Origin of the sequence: Rothia sp. P5766 (assembly GCF_048513555.1) — a bacterium.
In the GTDB taxonomy this organism is placed as follows: domain Bacteria; phylum Actinomycetota; class Actinomycetes; order Actinomycetales; family Micrococcaceae; genus Rothia.
The window spans coordinates 72306-90928 of the sequence record NZ_JBLXXS010000003.1 but is presented as its reverse complement, the minus strand read 5'-3'; the positions used below and the strand labels follow the sequence as shown (position 1 = coordinate 90928).

The following is an 18623-nucleotide window of genomic DNA, read 5'->3' as shown; positions in this document are numbered from 1 at the left end:
CCCCTATGTCTGCTTGACCTTATTCTGCCAAAAGCAAGTATATAGGCCCTGCTAGAAAGAAGATCAGGGAGATCGTCCCCGGCTCTTTAGCCTGATCACCAAGGATGGACTTCCATCTAGGCCCTCTAGGCGGCTACACTTATATAAGTTTTGATGCCACCGGATTACCAGAAATAAGATTTTCAGAGGGCATCAGACGCCCTCCCATTAGATTTAAGATGCCCGTCCAAGTTTGGTATTCATAGGCCAGTACTTCTAACTGCTTCCTCCACATTTTAGCTAGCTTGAAGCATCCCATTACCCTTCTGCTCCATGACACTACAAGCTTGAAATGCTCAAAACCCAAAGGAATTTCTGTGAAAAGAACCCTGGCAACATCGCTGATTATCGCATCATCTATGCTCTTGAGCGCCTGCCATAATGAACCTGAAGCGCAACCTGCCCCCAGCCACATCAGCCAGGACGTCGTCCAAGAAGATGAGGGGCAGGAGGAGCCCGATCTTTACGCCCAATACGCAATCAAGGACGGTCAGATATCTTCTACTAACCTGGTTGGACAGGACGGTGCTGTCGATCGAGAGGACAAGATCATCTGGGAAAAAATCATACAAATCATCCCCCCGCAGTACCTATCGATGATTAGCACATACGAGGTAGTGACCGACGGTAAAGATGGGGTTCTTGCCTCGGTTAATCTCAACGAGGACCTGACAACCTGGACTATCTCCGTTGATCTGGACGACACTCTAAATAAGAACCAGCAGCTAACACCCTCCAGTACGGTTACTATCATCCACGAAATGGCACACATTATTGCCCTGAACAGTCAACAGATGAGTTCAGAAGAGAATCAAGATACTGCCCATGCCGTTCAAGAGGGAACCTTGAAAAAAGACTCCTACCTTAGTGCTTTTTACGATAAATTCTGGAAGGACCATCCCAGTATCAGCCAGAAAGATTCGGGCATAGGTGCGAATCGTATTGATTCTTACCAGGGTTCTTTTGACCAGCGCCCCGATGACTTCATCACTGAGTATGCTGCTGAGAATCCGGTTGAGGATCTTGCAGAATCATTTGCTTATTTTGTTGTTTTGGATAGGCCAGAGGACGACAGTCTCAAGTCACAAAAACTTTCATTTTTCTATAACTATCCAGAGCTTGTTAAAGTCAGGGACGACATCAGAGCCAAAAACGACCTGACGCAAATGGCTGGAGAGCTAGCCGAGCTAAAATCAGGTCACCGGCTCTGAGATTGCAGTATCCCTTACTGTTTGCTGATAGCACCCCCTGTGGCATGGCACCAGGGGCTGTTCGGGGATGTGCTTGAGCTGAACTACACCCCGGAGGAGGGCGATTGGTTGAGAAGGCCGCTACCTCCCGAGTTGTAAGCCAATGGGTTAACACGGGGACTAAAGTAGGCTGATAGGCATCTCGGGGGAAAACTATATATAGACAAGGTTCTGCTTGGGAACATGAAAAGACACGGAAGAAAGCTCCCGAGTCCTTTTACAGATCGTAATATCGTTTCTTAAATAAATCCCGATGCGCAGAATCAACCTCTAGATCACGATATTTTTCATCCGCACAGTCTGCTTGAATCATATCTTTAGTCTGCTCATACCTTTCCCGAATCTCAGCACGAGACAAACCTGGCTTCCACGGCTTTAACAACAAACCTACAACCCCGAAAACAATAAAGAATACAAGCGCACACACAAGACCAGCCACTGCCTCGTGAGAGATTAGAAATGCTCCCACCCCCGCCAAACAAGGGAGCACTAGAAACTCAGGTAAAGCATAGCCCCATCCACCCGGGTCACCGTGAGACGCCTTGATAATAAAGGGACGTTGCAACAGCACCACAATCAGCTCACCCCCAAGGACCACAGCACTGATAAAGACAAGGAGGCTTTGACCCCCAAAATCAAGGGCAGGGAAGAGGAATGAGAGTAACCAGTAGATAAGGCCTGCCAGGAAAGCCAGAAGAGCACTAGTCATCAGGTGCCCTAGATAGGCTGCGGACAAAGAAACGTATTCTGGGTGATTCTGATCGTATGTCTGGTTAGATGTCATGAGCACTGCTCCCCTTGATTTGAGAAACACGTGGAGGGATATCTGTGATTGTATCCCTCCACTGTTGAGAATAGTTGAGATACTGTCCGTGAGGGCGTCACTGCATCCTAATATTTCTTGAAGAACGCCTGCTAAGTAGTCACCAATTTTCGCTGCGGTGGTAACGGTTCGAGCAACACACCAGCTACCTCAAGAGTTGCGGTTTCACGGGTAGGCAATTCATCAGCAGTCCATATTGATAGGATGCCAGCCCCCAAAAAACTACCCTCACGCAAAAACATTCAACCGCCAAGGATAACCAGCCCCGCCCAACAAGACCCCTCCCTTGAACCCCAAGGAGAATCCTTTACTCCTGCGGCAAATGAAGATGCCCCGGAGCTAAATCCAGGGCATCTACCTACACGGCTACTTCCTATATATTCAATATATTCCCTGCTGGGCACCAATAACAGAGGCCACTAGAAAAGCAAACGGTATAGCAAAGACCGCCAATACTGCGCTTACAATAGCCATCTTTACATTCTCCCCAAAGGCAAACAGAAAGAAGGATAGGGCAAAAAGAGAAGTAAGAGAAACTACCGTGACAAAGGTCTGAAGAGGGGTTTCGGTTCCCATCAACAAAAGATCTATATACCAAACAACTGCGGGGGCCAAAACTATGAACCCCAGACGCGAAAGCATCTTTTCTTTATTTTTCGCTGTTCACTCTCAGTCTCAGTCTCAATAGCTGCAGGAGACAAGAAAAACGCCCCGTTGGGCTTCAAACCAAACGGAGCGTCCTAGCAGGTGGTGCCCCCACTGGGACTCGAACCCAGAACACAAGGATTTTAAGTCCTCTGCCTCTGCCAATTGGGCTATGGGGGCTAGGGCGGTGCCAGCTCGGCGCTTAAGCCGGGCTGGCACATTCTTCGCCTCTACATTTATACCAGAAAAGTCTTTAGAGCTTGGCCTTAGACTTCTCGGGGGCGGTACCGGTCGCCTGCTGGAAAGCCCGGCGGGGTGAGCGCTGGTGACGGATTGATGAGGTGTCACGGCCAAAGACCTGGTTGAGCGCCCAGGTAGTCATGACACGAGCGGTACGCTCAGTAGTGGGGATAGCCAGGCCGTGGTAGCCACGGTGCATAATCCAGGCCAGAGGACCGCCGATGGTCTTACCCTTGATATTAGCAACACCCTTCCACAGGCCTAGACCGGCAACAACGCCAATAGTCTCGTGGTAGTAGTCGGTCAGGGCTTCGCCACGGCGCTTAGCCAGCAGGTTCTCTGCCAGCTTGAGAGCCTGGCGTGAAGCGTGCTGAGCGTTAGGCACGCAGAAGCCACCAACCCCGCCACCGGAGAGATCGGGGACAGCGGCATTATCGCCAGCGGCCCAAGCATCTTCAATCACGCCGTCCTCGCCAGCAACACGCAGGTCAGCCTGAACACGAACGCGGCCGCGCTCGTCAACGGGGAAGTCAGTTTCCTTGAGCATGGGGGAAGCAGCAACACCGGCAGTCCAAATCAAGGTGTCGGTGTCGAGCTCACCAGCGGGTGACTTATCGCCCATATTGATGAGCTTGAGGTGGCCGTCGGTTGCATCGGACAATGAGGTGTTCAGCAGAACCTCGATGCCGCGGGCACGCAGTTCAGCAACAACTTTCTCGGCGCGGTCTGCGGGGACCTCGGGCATGATGCGGGGGGCCGCTTCGACCATCACAAAACGCAGGTCAGAAACCCGCAGGCGCTCGTTACGGTTAACTGCCTCGCGGGCCATGTCTTCGAGCTCAGAGATGGTTTCCACACCGGCAAAGCCACCGCCGACGATGACGAAGGTAAGTGCACGACGGCGTTCGTCCTCATCGGTGGTCAGCGAAGCGATTTCGATGCGTTCCAGAACCCAGTTACGTACAGAGACAGCTTCTTCAACGGTCTTCATACCAATAGCAACCTCGGCCAGGCCGGGGATGGGGAAAGCACGGGTTACAGCACCGGCACCCAGGACGATTTCATCGTAGGTCAGCTCAAAAGGCTCACCGGCGTTGATGGGTTCGATGGTTGCGGTCTTGGAGGCATGGTTAATCGACAGCACGCGGCCACCGATAATTTCTGAATCGCGCAAGTGCTGACGAAGCGGAACGGTCGCATTACGGCCTTCCATGGAACCAGCGGCAACCTCGGGGAGGAAGGGCTGGTAGGTCATGTAAGGGTTGGGATCAACGATGGTGACAACACCACCGGATTCTTTGATAACCTTCTGAATCTTCTTTGCCACGGTGAAACCGACGTAGCCGCCGCCGACAATGAGAACGCGGGGGCGATCCTGTGCAATCTTGTTGAATGCCATTCGTGTTTAACTTCCTGTTGATGTGTTGCCGGTACTCCGGCAAAAAGTCTCCATGCTTATCTTGCCACTTTTAACTGCATAAATATAGTTTTTTTCCCCAGCATGTGATGGGCAGAGCGGTCTGAAGGGCCTTGCAGGGAATAAGACCGGGGCTAGGTTCTCTGCTTCCGCTCCCCTAGCGTCGCCGGTTACGCCGTAGGATCCCGGTAAGTTGATGAATACTGCCCAGGGTAATAATTCCTAGCCAGAAAGCGAAAGCAGCTAGCACGATAAAGGGTAGAACCCCTGAGTCTTCCACTGGCCGGGAAGGAACGGGGGCCGCAAGCGGGCTAATGCTCTCGCCCACCTTGTGCAGAGGTGTTTGGCTGGGGCTGGGATCAGCGGTAGAACTGGCCGCGTTCTTTCGGTGAACCCTGATCCAGTCCTTCATGGAGCCTAAGGGGTTGGTCTGGGTATCATCCGGGGTATCGGCTGCCAGGGCTTTGGCGGGGTTGATAATGCCGTAACCGTAGAGCACATCTCTCCCGGGTGCCCCCTCATCATCTGCCGACGAGATAATCCGTTCAATGACCTGATGGGCGGTGAGGTCCGGGTATTTCTCCATGATGAGGGCGGCCAACCCGGTCACCAGCGGTGCCGAGGCGCTGGTTCCAGACCAGGTAGCGTACTTGTTACCCGGGATAGCACCAACCATTGACTCACTCGGTGCGGACACGGCAATGGAGATACCCTGGGAGGAAGAAGACCAGGAATCCTGACGGTTGGTATCAACACCACCTACGGTGAGCACACCGGGCATGGTCGCTGGTGCCCCAACCTGGGTGATCCCAGCACCCCGGTTCCCCGCAGAAGCAATAATCAGAACCCCTTTTTCTTCGGCGTAAGCAAAGGCAGAATCCCAAGATTCCGGCCACGAGGTGTCGTTGGACCCTACGGAGAGGTTGATAATGTCGGCCCCCTTGTCCACCGCGTAGCGGACGGCATCAGGTATCTGCTCGTTGATGGAAGGGCTACCGGCAACGCTGGTTCCCAGTTCAAGAGAAATCGGCAGAATGGTGGCATCGGGTGCGACCCCTATCACGCCAGCAGGTTTGCCCGGCTGACCGGGGTTAGCCGATGTTGAGCCGTCGCTGTGGCCGTGGCCAGCAATCATCGAAGCGACCAGGGTACCGTGCTCAGGCTCAAGGCCCAGGCCTTTCCACCCCTTAGAAGAACTGCTCACGCCCGAGGCATCGTAGCCATCAATGACGTTGTTCACGAGGTCCTGGTGGGTTCCATCCACGCCCGTATCAATGACGGCAACAGTGATTCCTTTGCCTGTGGTTTGCTTCCACAAGCCGGTGATACCGTACTGGGTCAGCCAGTACTCGCGGCTACGAATAGAATCGCCCCGGGGAGATGTCGATGCTGAGGGGCTAGCCTGAGGGTCCGCTGAAAGGCTCGGGCTGGCAGTTACTGCCTGCGCGGTGGGGGCTAGGCCCAGGGTGCCGCTACAGGCTACAAAAGTAGCGCAGAGCAGGGCTAGGCCTTTTCGCAAACGCTGGTGGGCCATTGGTTCCTCTAGAGCCCCGCGCGAGATGCTACTGACAGGGCAAGGCCATCCAGAATATCCTTTTCAGAGGCCAGGGCACTGGTGACGGCGCCCCCTGTCATGGCCGAAACTCGCTCTACAATGCGCGCCCAAATCACTGAGCCAGCGGGAATCACATCGACCCGCCCATCGTGCATGTACCCCAGCTTAGAGCGCTGGGCGCTAGTCATAGCCACCATGTCAGCAGCCGCCTTGCTGATGTCCTTGATGCAGATATCAGCCCGGTCGATACGGGCAGGGTCATAGCTCTCCAGGCCTAAGGCGTGAGCCGCAACCGTTGTCACGGTACCGGCCACACCGACAATGCGCTGGGTAGCGGAAAGGTCAACAGTACCCAAGGCGGTAGCAAGAGCTTTATCGGTATCGGCAATAACCCGAGCCACCTGCGAGACATTGGGCGGGTCAGAGCTAATGTGCCGCTCGGTCAGCCGCACGCAACCGATATCAACGGAACGAGCCGCAAGAACACCCTTCTGATTACCCAAAACGAACTCGGTGGAGCCACCGCCCAGGTCAACCACCAGAGTTGTTTCACCGGTGTTGCCTACCGATGACAGGGCACCCGCAAAGGACAGCTCAGCTTCTTCGGTCCCGGTTATTACCTCGGGCTCAATCCCCAGAATGTCCTGGATACCGCGGGTAAAAATATCGCGGTTACCGGCATCGCGGGTGGCGCTGGTCGCGGCAAAACGCACCTGCTTGACCCCGTACTCTTTCAGGAGCGCCGCATAGTCGCGGGTTGCCGCGAAGGTACGTTCCAGGGATTCCTTAGCCAGCCAGCCGGTCGCATCCACGCCCTTGCCCAAGCGCACAATTTTCATCTGCCGCTCTAAGTCTTTGAGCTGGATACCGTTGTCGGTGGGCTGGGCTTCAGCGATCAAGAGGCGGATTGAGTTGGTTCCGCAGTCGATAGCTCCAAGGCGCATGGGTTCTCCCTCAGATAGTCTCGGGGTGGGGGTTGGCTTACTGGTGGCTGAGGTTTAGTCGCGCCAGGTGGGGTCGCAGTGACAGGTGTCAGGGGTCCACCACTGAGCAATCAAATCTAGGGTCTGGTCCCCGTAAGGGTTGATACCGCGCCCAACCGCCAGGGTATGCCCAAGAACAGCATGCAGGCACTTTACGCGAGTCGGCATACCCCCGGCAGAAACACCCTCAATTTCAGGTACCTGATCGAGGCCGGCAAGGGAGCGGATACGGTCGCGTTCAGCCAGGTAGTTCTCGTGGGCCGCCCTGTATGCCTCAGCTTTATCGACCTTATCGGTAACCTCATCGGTCATTTCATACATGACCCCCTCGGCCTCAAGACGGGAGACCGCGGCGGTAATCACGGGGTGAGCCAAATAAAAAACGGTGGGGAAGGGTGAGCCGTTAGCCAGCCGGGGTGCGGTTGCCGCAACCAGAGGATTCCCGCACACACAGCGGGCAGGGATTTCCACAACATCACGCACGCTTCGGCCTAGCTGTGCCGAAAGCACCCGGATATCAAGGTCGGTGGGGGCAAGAGTCTCGGCTGTCACGCCAAAGCCTTGGGGGTTGTGTGTGGTCATGGTGTCCTTTGATGTGGCCGGTGGGCATTGTCGGTTTAGTCTAGTGGGTGGCCCGTCACCGGGTACCCGGATAAATTCTAGGGAGCGGTCGGACTCCTAGGGGTTTCTGTTGGAGTAGCAGATCCCGTGGAGGTAGGGCCCTTTGCCTTCTCAGACTTAGGAGCATTGGGGTCTTCAGCCGCGAGCTGGAAGGAACCCCACAATTTAGTGGTCCAGGAGTCCTCGGGTGCTGTCTTGGCGGCGGCACTGGTGTCATCGGCAAGTTCGCTGGTGGGATCCAGCCCGACTACCAAGTAGGGGGTCTCCCCCGGCTCCACGTAGAAGAGACGGCTACGAGCCTGCTGCTTGACGTAGTTGTCGTCCTGCCAGAGGTTAACCTGGTTCTGTAAATCTTTCTTCTCAGCCTCCAAGCTAGTGATATTGTCCTTGGCGGCCTTAATCTCCTGGTTCTGTTTGATAAAGGATGTAAGCGGGCTGTAGACCGAAAGCGCGATAATGACCAGGACCAAGGCGAAGGTGATGAAGTGACCCGAGAAAGAGTGCGCCGCAACAGGCTTATCGGGGAGCTCAGAGCCGGTAGAGGGCACAGACTGTTTAGCTCGCTGAGCCCGACCAGATGAGGCGGCCGGTTTTCCCAGGCCAAAGCCGAAGAAAGCCGCAATGCGGTTAGGCTTTTTGTTCCCCTGTTGCCGTGCCATGCTGTATTTCCTGATTCTGCGGGTTGGTCCGCCGCTCTTTTGCTAGGGCTTCATTCAGAAGCCCGCATGCTCTCTTCCGTCAAGATTACCAGTCTACCCGCTCCCCCACCCACCCCACCAAGGCAAAAGGTAAGAGCTATGCCCTCATAGGCTGAACAGTGACCGAGTATAAAGAAGTGCCCCGGTAGGTAGCTACCGGGGCACCGCAGTCAGTCTATAAAACAGACTTACTTGGCAAAGCGGGGGAAAGCGCTCTTACCGGCATAAACAGCCTGGTCGCCGAGCTCTTCCTCGATACGCAGGAGCTGGTTGTACTTAGCAACGCGCTCTGAACGTGCGGGAGCGCCGGTCTTGATCTGGCCGGCGTTGGTTGCAACAGCCAGGTCAGCAATGGTGACGTCCTCGGTCTCACCTGAACGATGTGAAACCATGCAACGGTACTCGCTGCGCTGAGCCAGTGCCATAGCGTCAAGGGTCTCGGTCAGTGAACCAATCTGGTTTACCTTGACCAGCAGGGCGTTAGCAGCACCGCCGTTGATGCCCTGGGCCAGACGCTCGGGGTTGGTCACAAAGAGGTCATCGCCAACAATCTGGACCTTGTCGCCGATTTCGGCGGTGAGGGTCTTGTAGCCCTCCCAGTCATTTTCATCCAGGGGATCCTCGATAGAAACGAGGGGGTACTTGGCAACCAGGTCAGCGTAGTAGGCGCTCATTTCAGTAGCGGTCTTCTTCTGGCCTTCAAAGTCGTATGCGCCGTCATTGTAGAACTCGGAAGAAGCGACATCCAGAGCCAGCGCAATCTGCTCGCCGGGCTTGTAGCCAGCCTTCTCGATAGCCTCAATGATCAGGTCGAGAGCTGCCGCGTTGGACTCCAGGTTGGGAGCAAAGCCACCCTCGTCGCCCAGACCTGTGGATAGGCCACGATCGTGCAGAACAGCCTTGAGCGAGTGGTAAACCTCAACGCCAGCCTGCAGGGCAGCAGAGTAGGTGTCGAAGCCGATGGGGGCAATCATGAATTCCTGGATATCAACGTTGGAGTCAGCGTGTGAGCCACCGTTGAGGATGTTCATCATAGGAACGGGCAGAAGGTGAGCGTTGGGGCCGCCCAGGTACTTGAAGAGGGGCAAGTCAGCGGACTCAGCGGCGGCCTTAGCAACAGCCATGGAGACACCAAGGATAGCGTTTGCACCCAGCTTGCCCTTGTTATCGGTGCCGTCAAGGGCAATCATGGCTGCATCAACAGCACGCTGGTCAGTGGCATCAATACCAATAACCTCTTCAGCGATTTCATCAATCACAGCAGATACAGCGCCAAGAACGCCCTTGCCCAGGTAAACAGCCTTGTCGCCATCGCGACGCTCAACTGCCTCCCATTCACCGGTGGATGCGCCTGAGGGAACTGCTGCGCGGCCAAAAGCGCCGTCTTCCAGAAGTACCTCTACTTCAACTGTGGGGTTGCCGCGTGAGTCGAGAATCTGACGGGCATGTACTGCGGTAATCAAAGCCATGAAAATGCTCCTTGAAGGATAAAAAGGTGGAATGGCTGTATAGCGTCAAGCTGATTGCTCAATAGGCCTCTCGGCCCAGACGCGTTTATGCTTCCAGTCTACCAAAAAACCCACATAAGCACACAGAAATTCAATATTTCCCACCTTTTTCTTCAACATGTCTGTGATTTGTGGGAGCAGAGCCAACGGCTCACAACACCGGAGCCTCCGAGCTGCCGAGTCCCCCTACAGGAGAGGTGCCCTACACTCACCCGCTCAGAGAGCATTGAGGGAGAGACTATTCAGAGTGGTGCTGAATATAGGAGCGGGTGTGGCTCCTCAGGGACCGTTCAGCGTCCAAACCAGCGGCACGGGCAGCAGCCACCAGCTCAAACAGGTAAGCGCCCAGGGCCTCTTCAGTCTCGATACCGGCAGGCAGACCGGCAGGATTCTCCCCCTGACTCGGCCACAGACCGGCTTTTGAGGCCTTATCCAAGGTCTTATCTGCCAGAGCAAGGGCAGGCAGGTGCGGTGGAATCCCGTCTAGAAGCCCCCTACGTTCAGGCTTCTCAAGCTTCTTGAGCCGGTCCCAGGCTTCACATATTTCCTGGGCGCTCGGGCCGGGCCCATCACCCTCACGGGGAGAAAAGACGTGAGGGTTACGGCGAATCAGTTTTGCGGCCAAATCAGCTACCACATCTTCCATGCCAAACCCACCCAGCTCTGCGGGCACCTCTGAGGCCATCTGGGCATGAAAAATAAGGTTGAGAAGCACATCGCCCAGTTCCTCCCGGAGCAGGGGAAGGTTAAGACCCCGAGGGTCTTCAAGAGCTTCAAGAACCTCGTAGGTTTCTTCAATGAGATAGTGCATGATGCTCTGGTGGGTTTGTGCACCGGTCCAGGCGCACCCGCCGGGCTGACGCAGGGTCTGCATGATCTCCAGGAGCTGGGAGAAATCAGCCGCTGTGGGAGTCCTATCAGAGCCCGGTATCTGTTGCCCAGTCCCCTGCCTGTTAGTAGCTTCATGGGGTTTGGGAGTTGAGGGTTGAGGCTCCGAGGGTTTAGGCTCCTGAGACACGGCTCTCCCCTTCTTGCTCCTGGAGAGCTAGCTGGCTGTAGACCATCTGGACGCTCCGCAAGAGTGCCTGCTTCTCATCCTGGGAACAGAAAGCACCGTTAATGGCGTTGAGAGTGACCTCAAAGAATTCGGTCAGACCAAAGCCGTGATATCGGGCCAGCTCAGCAAACTCACGGGTCATGCTGGTGGAGCTCATCAGCCGGTTATCGGGGTTGATTGTTACCGCAAAACCAGCCTGCAGGAGCAGTGCCACCGGGTGCTCCTCGTAGGAACGGGCAGGTTCAAAGTCGAGGCCTAGCCCCACCCGGTCAAGGTGTTCCGCCGCATCGGTTTGCAGGTTAGAACAGGGGCAGGTTTCCAGGGTAGTTCGGCGATTCTTAACCCATTCGGCAACCTCACCCAACTGTAGGACGGTCTGCTCCCGGTCAGCATCGGGCAGCAGCTCACCGGTCGGGTCAATCTCAGCCAGGGTACGAGCGGTAATGTCCTCTGTGATACGTACACCGTGGCCCAGGCGCAGAGCACGACCAGCCCCCAGGGCTTGACGAATCGAGTCAAGCCCGTAGGCCTCTCCCGCATGAAGGGTGACCGGCAGAAAATGACGGGCCGCAAGATCAAGGGCCTCCGCGTGGTCAGCAGCAGAGAAGCCGTCCTCCGGGCCAGCTAGGTCAAAACCCACCACACCCAGGGGGCGGTAGGCCAGAGCTGTTTTCACAACCTCCAGGGAATTATTCTGGTGGCGCATGGCGCACAAAATCTGGTTGACCAGAATACGCCCGCCAGCCTGCCCTACCTGTTCCATACCGTCCATGAGCCCGTCAGCTACCGCTTCAACAGCCTGGGCCATACTCAGCCCCTGGGTCAGGTGCAGTTCGGGGGCCCAACGGACCTCGCCATAGATCACACCGTCAGCAGCCAAGGTCAAGACATGCTCCATAGCCACCCGGCGCAAGTTTTCAGCAGTCTGCATCAGCGCTACCGTGTGCTCAAAAGTTTCAAGATACCGTTCTAAAGAACGAGAATCAGCGGCCTGTTTAAACCATGCCGCTAGAGCCTGAGGCTCCTCAGCAGGCAGCTCGTGCCCTATCTCCTGCGCCAGCTCAATCATGGTTTCCGGGAGCAGACCACCGTCAAGGTGATCGTGCAGACAGACCTTGGGCAATGACTGTAACCAGGTAGTGGGGGTATCGCTCACTCGTTTTCTTCTCTCATGGTTTTCTTGTGGAAACCGCCCCGCCACACGCGAAGGTGTGCCGGGGCGGTAGCTGGGGCGGTAGCTGGGGGCCGGTCATTAGTGAAAAACCCTAGCGGTGACTAGCTAGAAATTCCAGGAGGCCAGAGCTTCACTCATATGCGCTGGGATATTAGCTCCGGTGCGGGGGAACATACGCAATTCCTCTACATACTGCTGTGCGGGCAGATGCTCGGGGTAGCGCACGAAAGCCTCTTCATCGGCGTAGTCAAAGGAGGCAACCACAGGAATGCCGGGAGTAAAGCGCAGATTGATAGCCAGCGGTGAACCGTAGCCTTCCTTGTAAGAATCAGCCTTGAGCTGCAAAATGCCCAGAACATCTTCGGGAATCAGGTCAAAGGTGCGGACCTGCTCCCAGAAACCGTTCCGACGCACGTGAGTCAGGGCATCGTAGTAGGAGCCCAGGGTGCGTACACGGATCAGAACTGTTGAAACATCCAGCGCGGTACCCTTGAGGCCGAACAGGGCATCATAAGCCGGGGCAAGTCGGGACACGACCTCAGCCTCAGTCAGAATCAGGTTGCCATCTGCCTTCTGCGTCTCAGAGGGCTTGGCCTGGCTCTGCTCAGAGTAAGAGGGAGCTACGTCCACGCTGGCGCCGGTCATAGGGGCATCCAGGGTGGCAGCGGCAACCTTGCTCGGGGCGGCGGGGATAACAGAAGCAGATGCCCTTGTTGAGGGTGCGGGCTCTTCGTCAGTACCGAATTCGCTGTCGTCGATATGGCTGGGCAAATCCTCACTGGCGTAAGGGTCAGCTACGATGCTTTCACTGTCATCCTCAGCAACCAGTAGCGCCGGAACATCAGAAACAGGTTCAGGTGATGTGGCCTGGCCCAGAAGATATGAGGGAGCTTCTGCCTTCTCAGCCGGCTGCGAAGCCGCTTGAGAATCATCGACATTAACGGTGCTATCAAAGTGTCCGCCGGTTGCCGGGTACTGGCTTGCAGACTCGGAATGAACAGCGCCTCCTTCTTCAGCCTTGTTCTCAGCTTCGACAGGCTCATGGCTGGACTCAACAGTGGGCTCTTCTACACGGGGGGCCTCTTCAATCGCTTGGGGAGCGATGTGCGCTGAGCTATCTGCAACCTCGTCACTGAAGCCCAACTCGGGGTCAAGAGTCCCAGCTACAGAAAGGCTCTCTTCCCCAGGTTCTTGGGTTCCAGCCGCGTTTTCATCCTCGTCTGTGTGAGCAAACCGCTGGGCTACGTAGCTGGTCTCAGAAACAGAGTCAGCTTGCTCAGTAGCCAGCTCAGAAGATTCTTCGACGGTCTCAGACAGGCTGAGGCTATCAAGGGGCTCGCCAAGGGCGCTGGCGGTTGATACCTCATCGGAACGAGTAACAGAATCGACGGTCCCTACCTCTTCAGCATCGGCCTCAGCCAGATCAGCATCGAGCCCCGCACCGCTCTGAGCGGTTTCTTCTTCATCAGATGCTAGACGAGCAGAAACCCGGTGCAGTCGCTCTTCAACAGGCTCCGGATTCTCCGTAGTTTCAGGTGCTTCTTCGGTCTGAGCAGCCGCAGCTACCACAGCAGGTGCCGCGATATGGCCCAAATTCAGAGAATAGTTAAGGTTGTGGGTCCGGCTGGCCTCAGTATTCATGAAAGAAACCTGGACCGCAGTTTCGTTACCCACAGCGGGGTTGACCACAATCAGTGCCCTAGTCCATGCACCGCGTTCGCTTTTTTCCTCTTCGACGTAGAGGTCAGCTACCGGGCTGAACCACTCGCTACCGGGCTCAATGACGCCAGATTCAATTTCCTGGCCCCGCTGGTAGAGCGTGTAGCTCATCTCATTACCCGCCTGAGTCAGGCTCAGTGTTACCTGTCCATCCGCCTTGGAGCGCATCTTCTCGACCGTGGCTTTGAAGCCTTTACCTGCGTTTGCCTCCGCAGAGACTCCCGCCGCAACAGCAGTCTCAGCAGGTGGCAAGGAGGCGGAACCCGCTGATTCTTTACTGGTTTCTGCGTCACTTGCAAGGACATCACGGGGTGATGCTGGGCTAGGAGCTGGCTGGTTTTTCTTTCGGCTAAAAAGTCCCACGGTTGTTCTCTTTTCTCGCGGTTGGACAGTTACTGGAGGGAGGTAACCCTATGCGTTGATTCGGTCCAAAATGATGGTGGACGGCGTGTACTCGCCGCCAATAGTCCACGCACCCTCAAGTGACTCGAGTGCTCGGGCAAATCGTTCGGGGGTATCTGTCATGAGAGTCATCAGGGGCTGACCTGCTGTAACAGTATCACCGGACTTGGCGTGAAGCATAATACCTGCGGCAAGCTGAACGTCGTCTTCTTTACGTGCACGGCCTGCGCCCAAACGCCAGGAGGCTACCCCAACGGCGAGAGCATCCAAGCGGGTTAGAGTCCCTGAGCTATCAGCTAGCACGGTATGAGTTTCACGGGCTGTGGGCAGAGGTGCATCGGGGTCTCCGCCCTGAGCAGCAATCATCTGACGCCACTTATCCATAGCACGGCCATCTGCCAGCGCTTCAGCGGGGTCTGCCTCGACACCGGAGTTTTTCAGCATGACCCGGGCTAGCTCAACGGTCAGCTCCACAAGATCTGCAGGCCCCCCGCCCGCGAGCACCTCAACGGACTCAGCGACCTCACAGGCGTTACCAACGGCCAGACCCAGCGGAGTGTCCATATTGGTCAGCAGGGCACTGGTTGTTACACCTGCGTCCTGGCCCAAATCGACCATAACCTCAGCCAGCTCGCGAGCCTGAGCCAGGTCTTTCATGAAAGCACCGGAGCCCACCTTGACATCGAGCACCAGTGAACCGGTGCCCTCAGCAATTTTCTTACTCATAATCGAGGACGCAATCAGCGGAATCGCCTCAACAGTGCTGGTGGTATCACGCAGGGCGTAGAGCTTCTTATCGGCAGGTGCCAGGCCTGAACCGGCAGCGGAGATAACCGCCCCAACACTCCCCAAAATCTCCAGGGTACGTTCCTTGCTGATATTGGCCTGCCAGCCAGGGATAGCTTCAAGCTTGTCCAGGGTGCCACCGGTATGGCCCAGACCCCGGCCTGACAGCTGGGGAACAGCGACCCCGTAGACAGCCACCAGAGGGGCCAGCGGCAGGGTGATCTTGTCCCCCACCCCACCGGTAGAGTGCTTATCGGCAGTAGCCAGCTTCTTGTCGGGACCAATGATTGAGGAAAAGTCCATGCGCTCACCAGAACGAATCATGGCATCGGTCCAGCGCACAATCTCGGGGCGGCTCATACCGTTGAGAAAAATAGCCATGGCAAGAGCACTCATCTGCTCATCGGCAACCACACCGCGAGTATAGGCATCAATGACCCAGTCAATTTGCTCGGGTGAGAGGACCCCTCCGTCTCGCTTGGTGCGGATGACATCTACGGCGTCAAAAGCTTCGGTGCTCACGCTGTCCTTTCTACGCGAGTGCTACCTTGCTCCCCGCGCTCTTCTTGCTTGCTACTAACTCTATGTTCAAGTATGCCAGTTCAAACCGGCGAGCGCCCGCTCCCGGGCAGGCAACCGCAGTGAAAGATTAGCCTCTTGCTGTCTCTAAGCGTTCGGGGCCAAAGGCATCGGGCAACATCTGTTCAATCGTCATCAGCCCGCTCACAGACTGTAGGAGCATACCGGGTGCGCTGTGCTCAAAGAGAAGTTGGCGGCACCTGCCGCAGGGCATGAGCGCTTTTCCGTCCTGATCGACGCAGGCAAAAGCTACCAGCTGCCCTCCCCCGGTGCGGAAAAGTTCAGAGATCAAGGAACATTCGGCACAGAGAGTAATACCGTATGAGGCGTTCTCGATGTTGGCCCCGGTAATAACGCGGCCATCCTCGGTGAGGGCGGCGGCACCTACCGGGTAGTTGGAGTAGGGAGAGTAAGAACAGGCCAGGGCATCGGTGGCGGCCTGGGTCAGCTCTTCCCAGTTAATCTCGGGCATCTTTGTTCCTTTGCTTAAGACAGGGGTGGCTACCGCACCAAGCGGTAGCCACCAGAGATTTATTCCTTGACGTAGGGAATGCCTACGGCTGCGGGGCCTCGTGAACGGCCCACCAGGCCTGCCACCGCGAAGATGGTCACCAGGTAGGGCAGCATGGCCAACAGTTCGGTGGGTACGCTGGTGCCCAGGATTGAGAGAACGAACTGCAGGTTCAGTGAGAAGCCAAAGAGCAGGGCGGCGCTCAGGGCACCGATCGGGGTCCAACGTCCGAAGATAAGGGCAGCAAGGGCAATGTAGCCCTGGCCGGCGGTCATGTCGGAGTTGAAGGATGAAACGGATACCAGGGTGAAGAAAGCTCCGCCCATACCGGCAACGGCACCAGCTAGCAGGACGTTGGTAGCGCGCAAGCGGTTAACATTCACACCCAAGGTATCAGCGGCCTTGGGGTGCTCGCCTACGGCGCGAGTGCGCAAGCCCCAGCGGGTCTTGTTCAGTGCGAACCAGATAGTAGCAACGACGATATACATGATGTAGACCAGGACGTTCTGGTTGAAAAGCACCGGACCGAGCACGGGGATCTCCGACAGGCCGGGGATAGCGAAAGCAGGGAGTTTAGGTGCTGAGTTCAGCACTGATGCGTTGGGCTCCAGAACTCGGGTGAAGAAGAAGCCGGTCAGACCTGATACCAGGACGTTGACCACAACACCCACGATGACCTGGTCCACCAGGTATTTGATGGCGAAGACTGCCAGCAGGGCAGAGACCAGCATGCCACCCACCATGGCAGCTACCAGACCAGCCCAGGGGCTCTTGGTCAGAGATCCGACGAGTACTGCACTAAAGGCACCCAGCAGAAGCTGGCCTTCGATAGCGATATTGACAACACCAGAACGCTCACAGAGCAGGCCGCCCATTGAACCGAAGATCATGGGAACAGAGAGCAGAACAGCACCGTTGAGCAGGGAGACCAGTGACAGCGAGGGGCTAGCTGTTGAGCCAACTGCCCAGACCAGCAGGCCGGTTGCAAAGAGTAGCCAGAAGAGAGGGGCTACCCACTTACCCAGTGTCTTACCCGCCTTGGCGGTCACCAGAGAGTAAAGGGCCAGTGCCAGCATCAGGGCCGATGCAACCCACCCGTAGGTCTGGGGGTTGATCCGCAGCGGCTCAGCGCTAAACCAGCTCACGCCGTCTGAGATACCCAGGCTAATAGTTGCCTGGGGGGCGCGAAGACCTATCAGAAGGGTTGCAACTAGGGCCAGGACGGCATAGATAACAGGGTTTTTCCAGTCTTTGACGACCAGAGTTTCAGTGTCGGAAGAAAGGCTGGTTGCCTTGGTTGCTTCTACACTCATGGTTATGCCTCCACAGCCTTCTTTTGAGCTGACTTTTTCTTGGTGGTTTTGCCGGTGGGGTCGGGCAGGTGGAAGATGGAGCGAACCAGCGGGGGTGCTGCGATGAACAGAACGATCAGCGCCTGCAGAACCAGCACGATGTCGATAGAGGTACCAGTAGATACCTGCATAGAAACCCCGCCTGCACGGAAGGCACCGAAAAGCAGTGCCGCAAAGAAAGTACCAACGGGCTTGGATCGACCCAGCAGAGCCACGGTGATAGCGTCAAAACCCAGTGAACCTGCAATACCTGTGGTAAGTACCTTTTCGCTACCTGCCACCTGGGCGGCACCGGCCAGACCAGCGAGGGCACCGGAGAGCGCCATGACGATGATGTAGCCTGAGGCCACCTTGATGCCTGCGGTGCGAGCAGCGTGCGGGTTAGCGCCAACGGCACGCAGCCGGAAACCAACGGTGGAGCGGTTCAGGAGCCACCAAACAAAAGCTACAGCCAGGATAGCTACGATAAAGCCCAGGTGCAGGCGGAAGGCTGGCCCAAGAAGCTGGGGGAAGACCGCCGTATCGGGCAGTTTCTCGGAGATGGGGTTGGAGCTACCCGCACGCTGAAAGAGCGGGGTCTTGAGCAGGTAAACCAGCAGGTTGGCGGCAATGTAGTTCATCATGATGGACAGGATGACCTCGTGGGCACCAGTCTTAGCTTTGAGGACACCGATGATACCGCCCCAGAGGGCACCACCGACGATACCGCCAACAATAATCAGGGGAACCATAGCAACTAGGGGCAGGCCAGCGTTCAGTGCAACCCAGCCTGAAACCAGGGCACCGAGGATAAGCTGGCCCTGGGCACCGATGTTAAAGAGACCGGCCCGGAAGGAGAGGGCGACAGCTAGGCCCGCAAAGATCAGCGGAGTGGCTACAGTCAGGGTTTCGGTGATGGGGCGAAGCTGCTGGTTAAAGGTGCGCCCGTTGGGGTTGAAAATCGCCCCCTGCAGCAGTGCCATGTAGGCGTCATAAGCTGCGCTCCAGCCTGCACTGAGGGTATCGATGGGGCGGGCAAAGAAGTACTTTGAGGCGGCCTGGGTGGCGGGGTCCGTCGCGGCAATGAGCAGGCCACCCACGATAAAGGCGGCCAGGGCGGCACCGATTGACAGGCCGATGTTACCGCCGGCAATGCGGGCAAAGGTGGAAGGCTTGGGCTGGATGACGGTCTGACTTTCAGTTGCCGGCGCGGGGCTAGTAGCCGCACTCTTGGCAGTCTGAGCGGGGTCTACCTGCTCGGCTGCGGGCTTGTTGTCACTCACGC

General features: G+C 56.6%; 16 protein-coding genes and 1 tRNA gene. 1 reads left to right on the top strand and 16 read right to left on the bottom strand.

Annotated features, from left to right (window positions below; translation table 11 throughout):
* Positions 1–356: 356 nt before the first annotated feature.
* Positions 357–1250 carry a hypothetical protein gene (locus tag ACN08V_RS02410; protein ID WP_419104406.1) on the top strand — a complete coding sequence of 298 codons (894 nt, stop codon included), beginning with the start codon at positions 357–359 and terminating at the stop codon, positions 1248–1250.
* Positions 1251–1506: 256 nt separating this feature from the next.
* On the opposite strand, the gene ACN08V_RS02405 is transcribed toward ACN08V_RS02410, so the two are convergent.
* From ACN08V_RS02405 to ACN08V_RS02330, 16 genes are all read right to left on the bottom strand, one after another.
* Complete coding sequence (locus tag ACN08V_RS02405; RefSeq protein WP_419104405.1) at positions 1507–2073, bottom strand: hypothetical protein; 567 nt, start codon at positions 2071–2073, stop codon at positions 1507–1509.
* A 420-nt stretch (positions 2074–2493) separates the two neighbouring features.
* The gene (locus ACN08V_RS02400; protein WP_419104404.1) at positions 2494–2754 is read right to left on the bottom strand and encodes a hypothetical protein; all 261 of its coding nucleotides are present in this window, start codon (positions 2752–2754) and stop codon (positions 2494–2496) included.
* 106 nt (positions 2755–2860) lie between these two features.
* Positions 2861–2937: transfer RNA gene (locus ACN08V_RS02395), tRNA-Leu, on the bottom strand.
* Between the two features lie 73 nt (positions 2938–3010).
* The gene (locus ACN08V_RS02390; protein ID WP_419099914.1) at positions 3011–4396 is read right to left on the bottom strand and encodes an NAD(P)/FAD-dependent oxidoreductase; all 1386 of its coding nucleotides are present in this window, start codon (positions 4394–4396) and stop codon (positions 3011–3013) included.
* 175 nt (positions 4397–4571) lie between these two features.
* Complete coding sequence (locus ACN08V_RS02385) at positions 4572–5948, bottom strand: S8 family peptidase (protein ID WP_419104403.1); 1377 nt, start codon at positions 5946–5948, stop codon at positions 4572–4574.
* Positions 5949–5956: 8 nt separating this feature from the next.
* Positions 5957–6913: an exopolyphosphatase gene (locus ACN08V_RS02380; protein ID WP_419104402.1), complete on the bottom strand. Its 957-nt coding sequence runs from the start codon at positions 6911–6913 to the stop codon at positions 5957–5959.
* Between the two features lie 54 nt (positions 6914–6967).
* Complete coding sequence (locus ACN08V_RS02375; protein WP_419099917.1) at positions 6968–7534, bottom strand: DUF501 domain-containing protein; 567 nt, start codon at positions 7532–7534, stop codon at positions 6968–6970.
* Between the two features lie 77 nt (positions 7535–7611).
* A complete protein-coding gene (locus tag ACN08V_RS02370) occupies positions 7612–8232 on the bottom strand; it encodes an FtsB family cell division protein (RefSeq protein WP_419104401.1) in 621 nt (206 codons plus the stop codon).
* Positions 8233–8459: 227 nt separating this feature from the next.
* Positions 8460–9740 carry a phosphopyruvate hydratase gene (gene eno / locus ACN08V_RS02365; RefSeq protein WP_419104400.1) on the bottom strand — a complete coding sequence of 427 codons (1281 nt, stop codon included), beginning with the start codon at positions 9738–9740 and terminating at the stop codon, positions 8460–8462.
* Between the two features lie 277 nt (positions 9741–10017).
* Positions 10018–10797 carry a MazG nucleotide pyrophosphohydrolase domain-containing protein gene (locus ACN08V_RS02360; RefSeq protein WP_419104399.1) on the bottom strand — a complete coding sequence of 260 codons (780 nt, stop codon included), beginning with the start codon at positions 10795–10797 and terminating at the stop codon, positions 10018–10020.
* Entirely contained in the window at positions 10781–11992 is a 1212-nt protein-coding gene (locus ACN08V_RS02355; RefSeq protein ID WP_419104398.1) for an adenosine deaminase, read from the bottom strand. The genes ACN08V_RS02360 and ACN08V_RS02355 overlap by 17 nt, the downstream gene beginning before the upstream one ends.
* 123 nt (positions 11993–12115) lie before the next feature.
* Positions 12116–14092 (bottom strand): hypothetical protein, encoded by a 1977-nt coding sequence (locus ACN08V_RS02350; RefSeq protein WP_419104397.1) that lies wholly within the window; start codon positions 14090–14092, stop codon positions 12116–12118.
* A 48-nt stretch (positions 14093–14140) separates the two neighbouring features.
* Positions 14141–15439, bottom strand: a complete 1299-nt coding sequence (locus ACN08V_RS02345) for a thymidine phosphorylase (protein ID WP_419104396.1) — start codon at positions 15437–15439, stop codon at positions 14141–14143.
* Between the two features lie 127 nt (positions 15440–15566).
* Complete coding sequence (locus ACN08V_RS02340) at positions 15567–15968, bottom strand: cytidine deaminase (RefSeq protein ID WP_419099924.1); 402 nt, start codon at positions 15966–15968, stop codon at positions 15567–15569.
* Positions 15969–16027: 59 nt separating this feature from the next.
* Complete coding sequence (locus ACN08V_RS02335) at positions 16028–17320, bottom strand: ABC transporter permease (RefSeq protein ID WP_419104395.1); 1293 nt, start codon at positions 17318–17320, stop codon at positions 16028–16030.
* Between the two features lie 2 nt (positions 17321–17322).
* On the bottom strand, positions 17323–18621 hold the full coding sequence (locus tag ACN08V_RS02330) for an ABC transporter permease (RefSeq protein WP_419104394.1): 1299 nt from the start codon (positions 18619–18621) through the stop codon (positions 17323–17325).
* Between the last annotated feature and the right edge of the window lie 2 nt (positions 18622–18623).

Bases quoted from the DNA above. Each gene is read 5' to 3' on its own strand.
- ACN08V_RS02370 (WP_419104401.1), bottom strand. From the start codon at position 8,232: ATGGCACGGCAACAGGGGAACAAAAAGCCTAACCGCATTGCGGCTTTC.
- ACN08V_RS02340 (WP_419099924.1), bottom strand. From the start codon at position 15,968: ATGCCCGAGATTAACTGGGAAGAGCTGACCCAGGCCGCCACCGATGCC.
- ACN08V_RS02385 (WP_419104403.1), bottom strand. From the start codon at position 5,948: ATGGCCCACCAGCGTTTGCGAAAAGGCCTAGCCCTGCTCTGCGCTACT.
- ACN08V_RS02380 (WP_419104402.1), bottom strand. From the start codon at position 6,913: ATGCGCCTTGGAGCTATCGACTGCGGAACCAACTCAATCCGCCTCTTG.
- ACN08V_RS02405 (WP_419104405.1), bottom strand. From the start codon at position 2,073: ATGACATCTAACCAGACATACGATCAGAATCACCCAGAATACGTTTCT.
- ACN08V_RS02375 (WP_419099917.1), bottom strand. From the start codon at position 7,534: ATGACCACACACAACCCCCAAGGCTTTGGCGTGACAGCCGAGACTCTT.
- ACN08V_RS02400 (WP_419104404.1), bottom strand. From the start codon at position 2,754: ATGCTTTCGCGTCTGGGGTTCATAGTTTTGGCCCCCGCAGTTGTTTGG.
- ACN08V_RS02390 (WP_419099914.1), bottom strand. From the start codon at position 4,396: ATGGCATTCAACAAGATTGCACAGGATCGCCCCCGCGTTCTCATTGTC.
- ACN08V_RS02335 (WP_419104395.1), bottom strand. From the start codon at position 17,320: ATGAGTGTAGAAGCAACCAAGGCAACCAGCCTTTCTTCCGACACTGAA.
- eno (WP_419104400.1), bottom strand. From the start codon at position 9,740: ATGGCTTTGATTACCGCAGTACATGCCCGTCAGATTCTCGACTCACGC.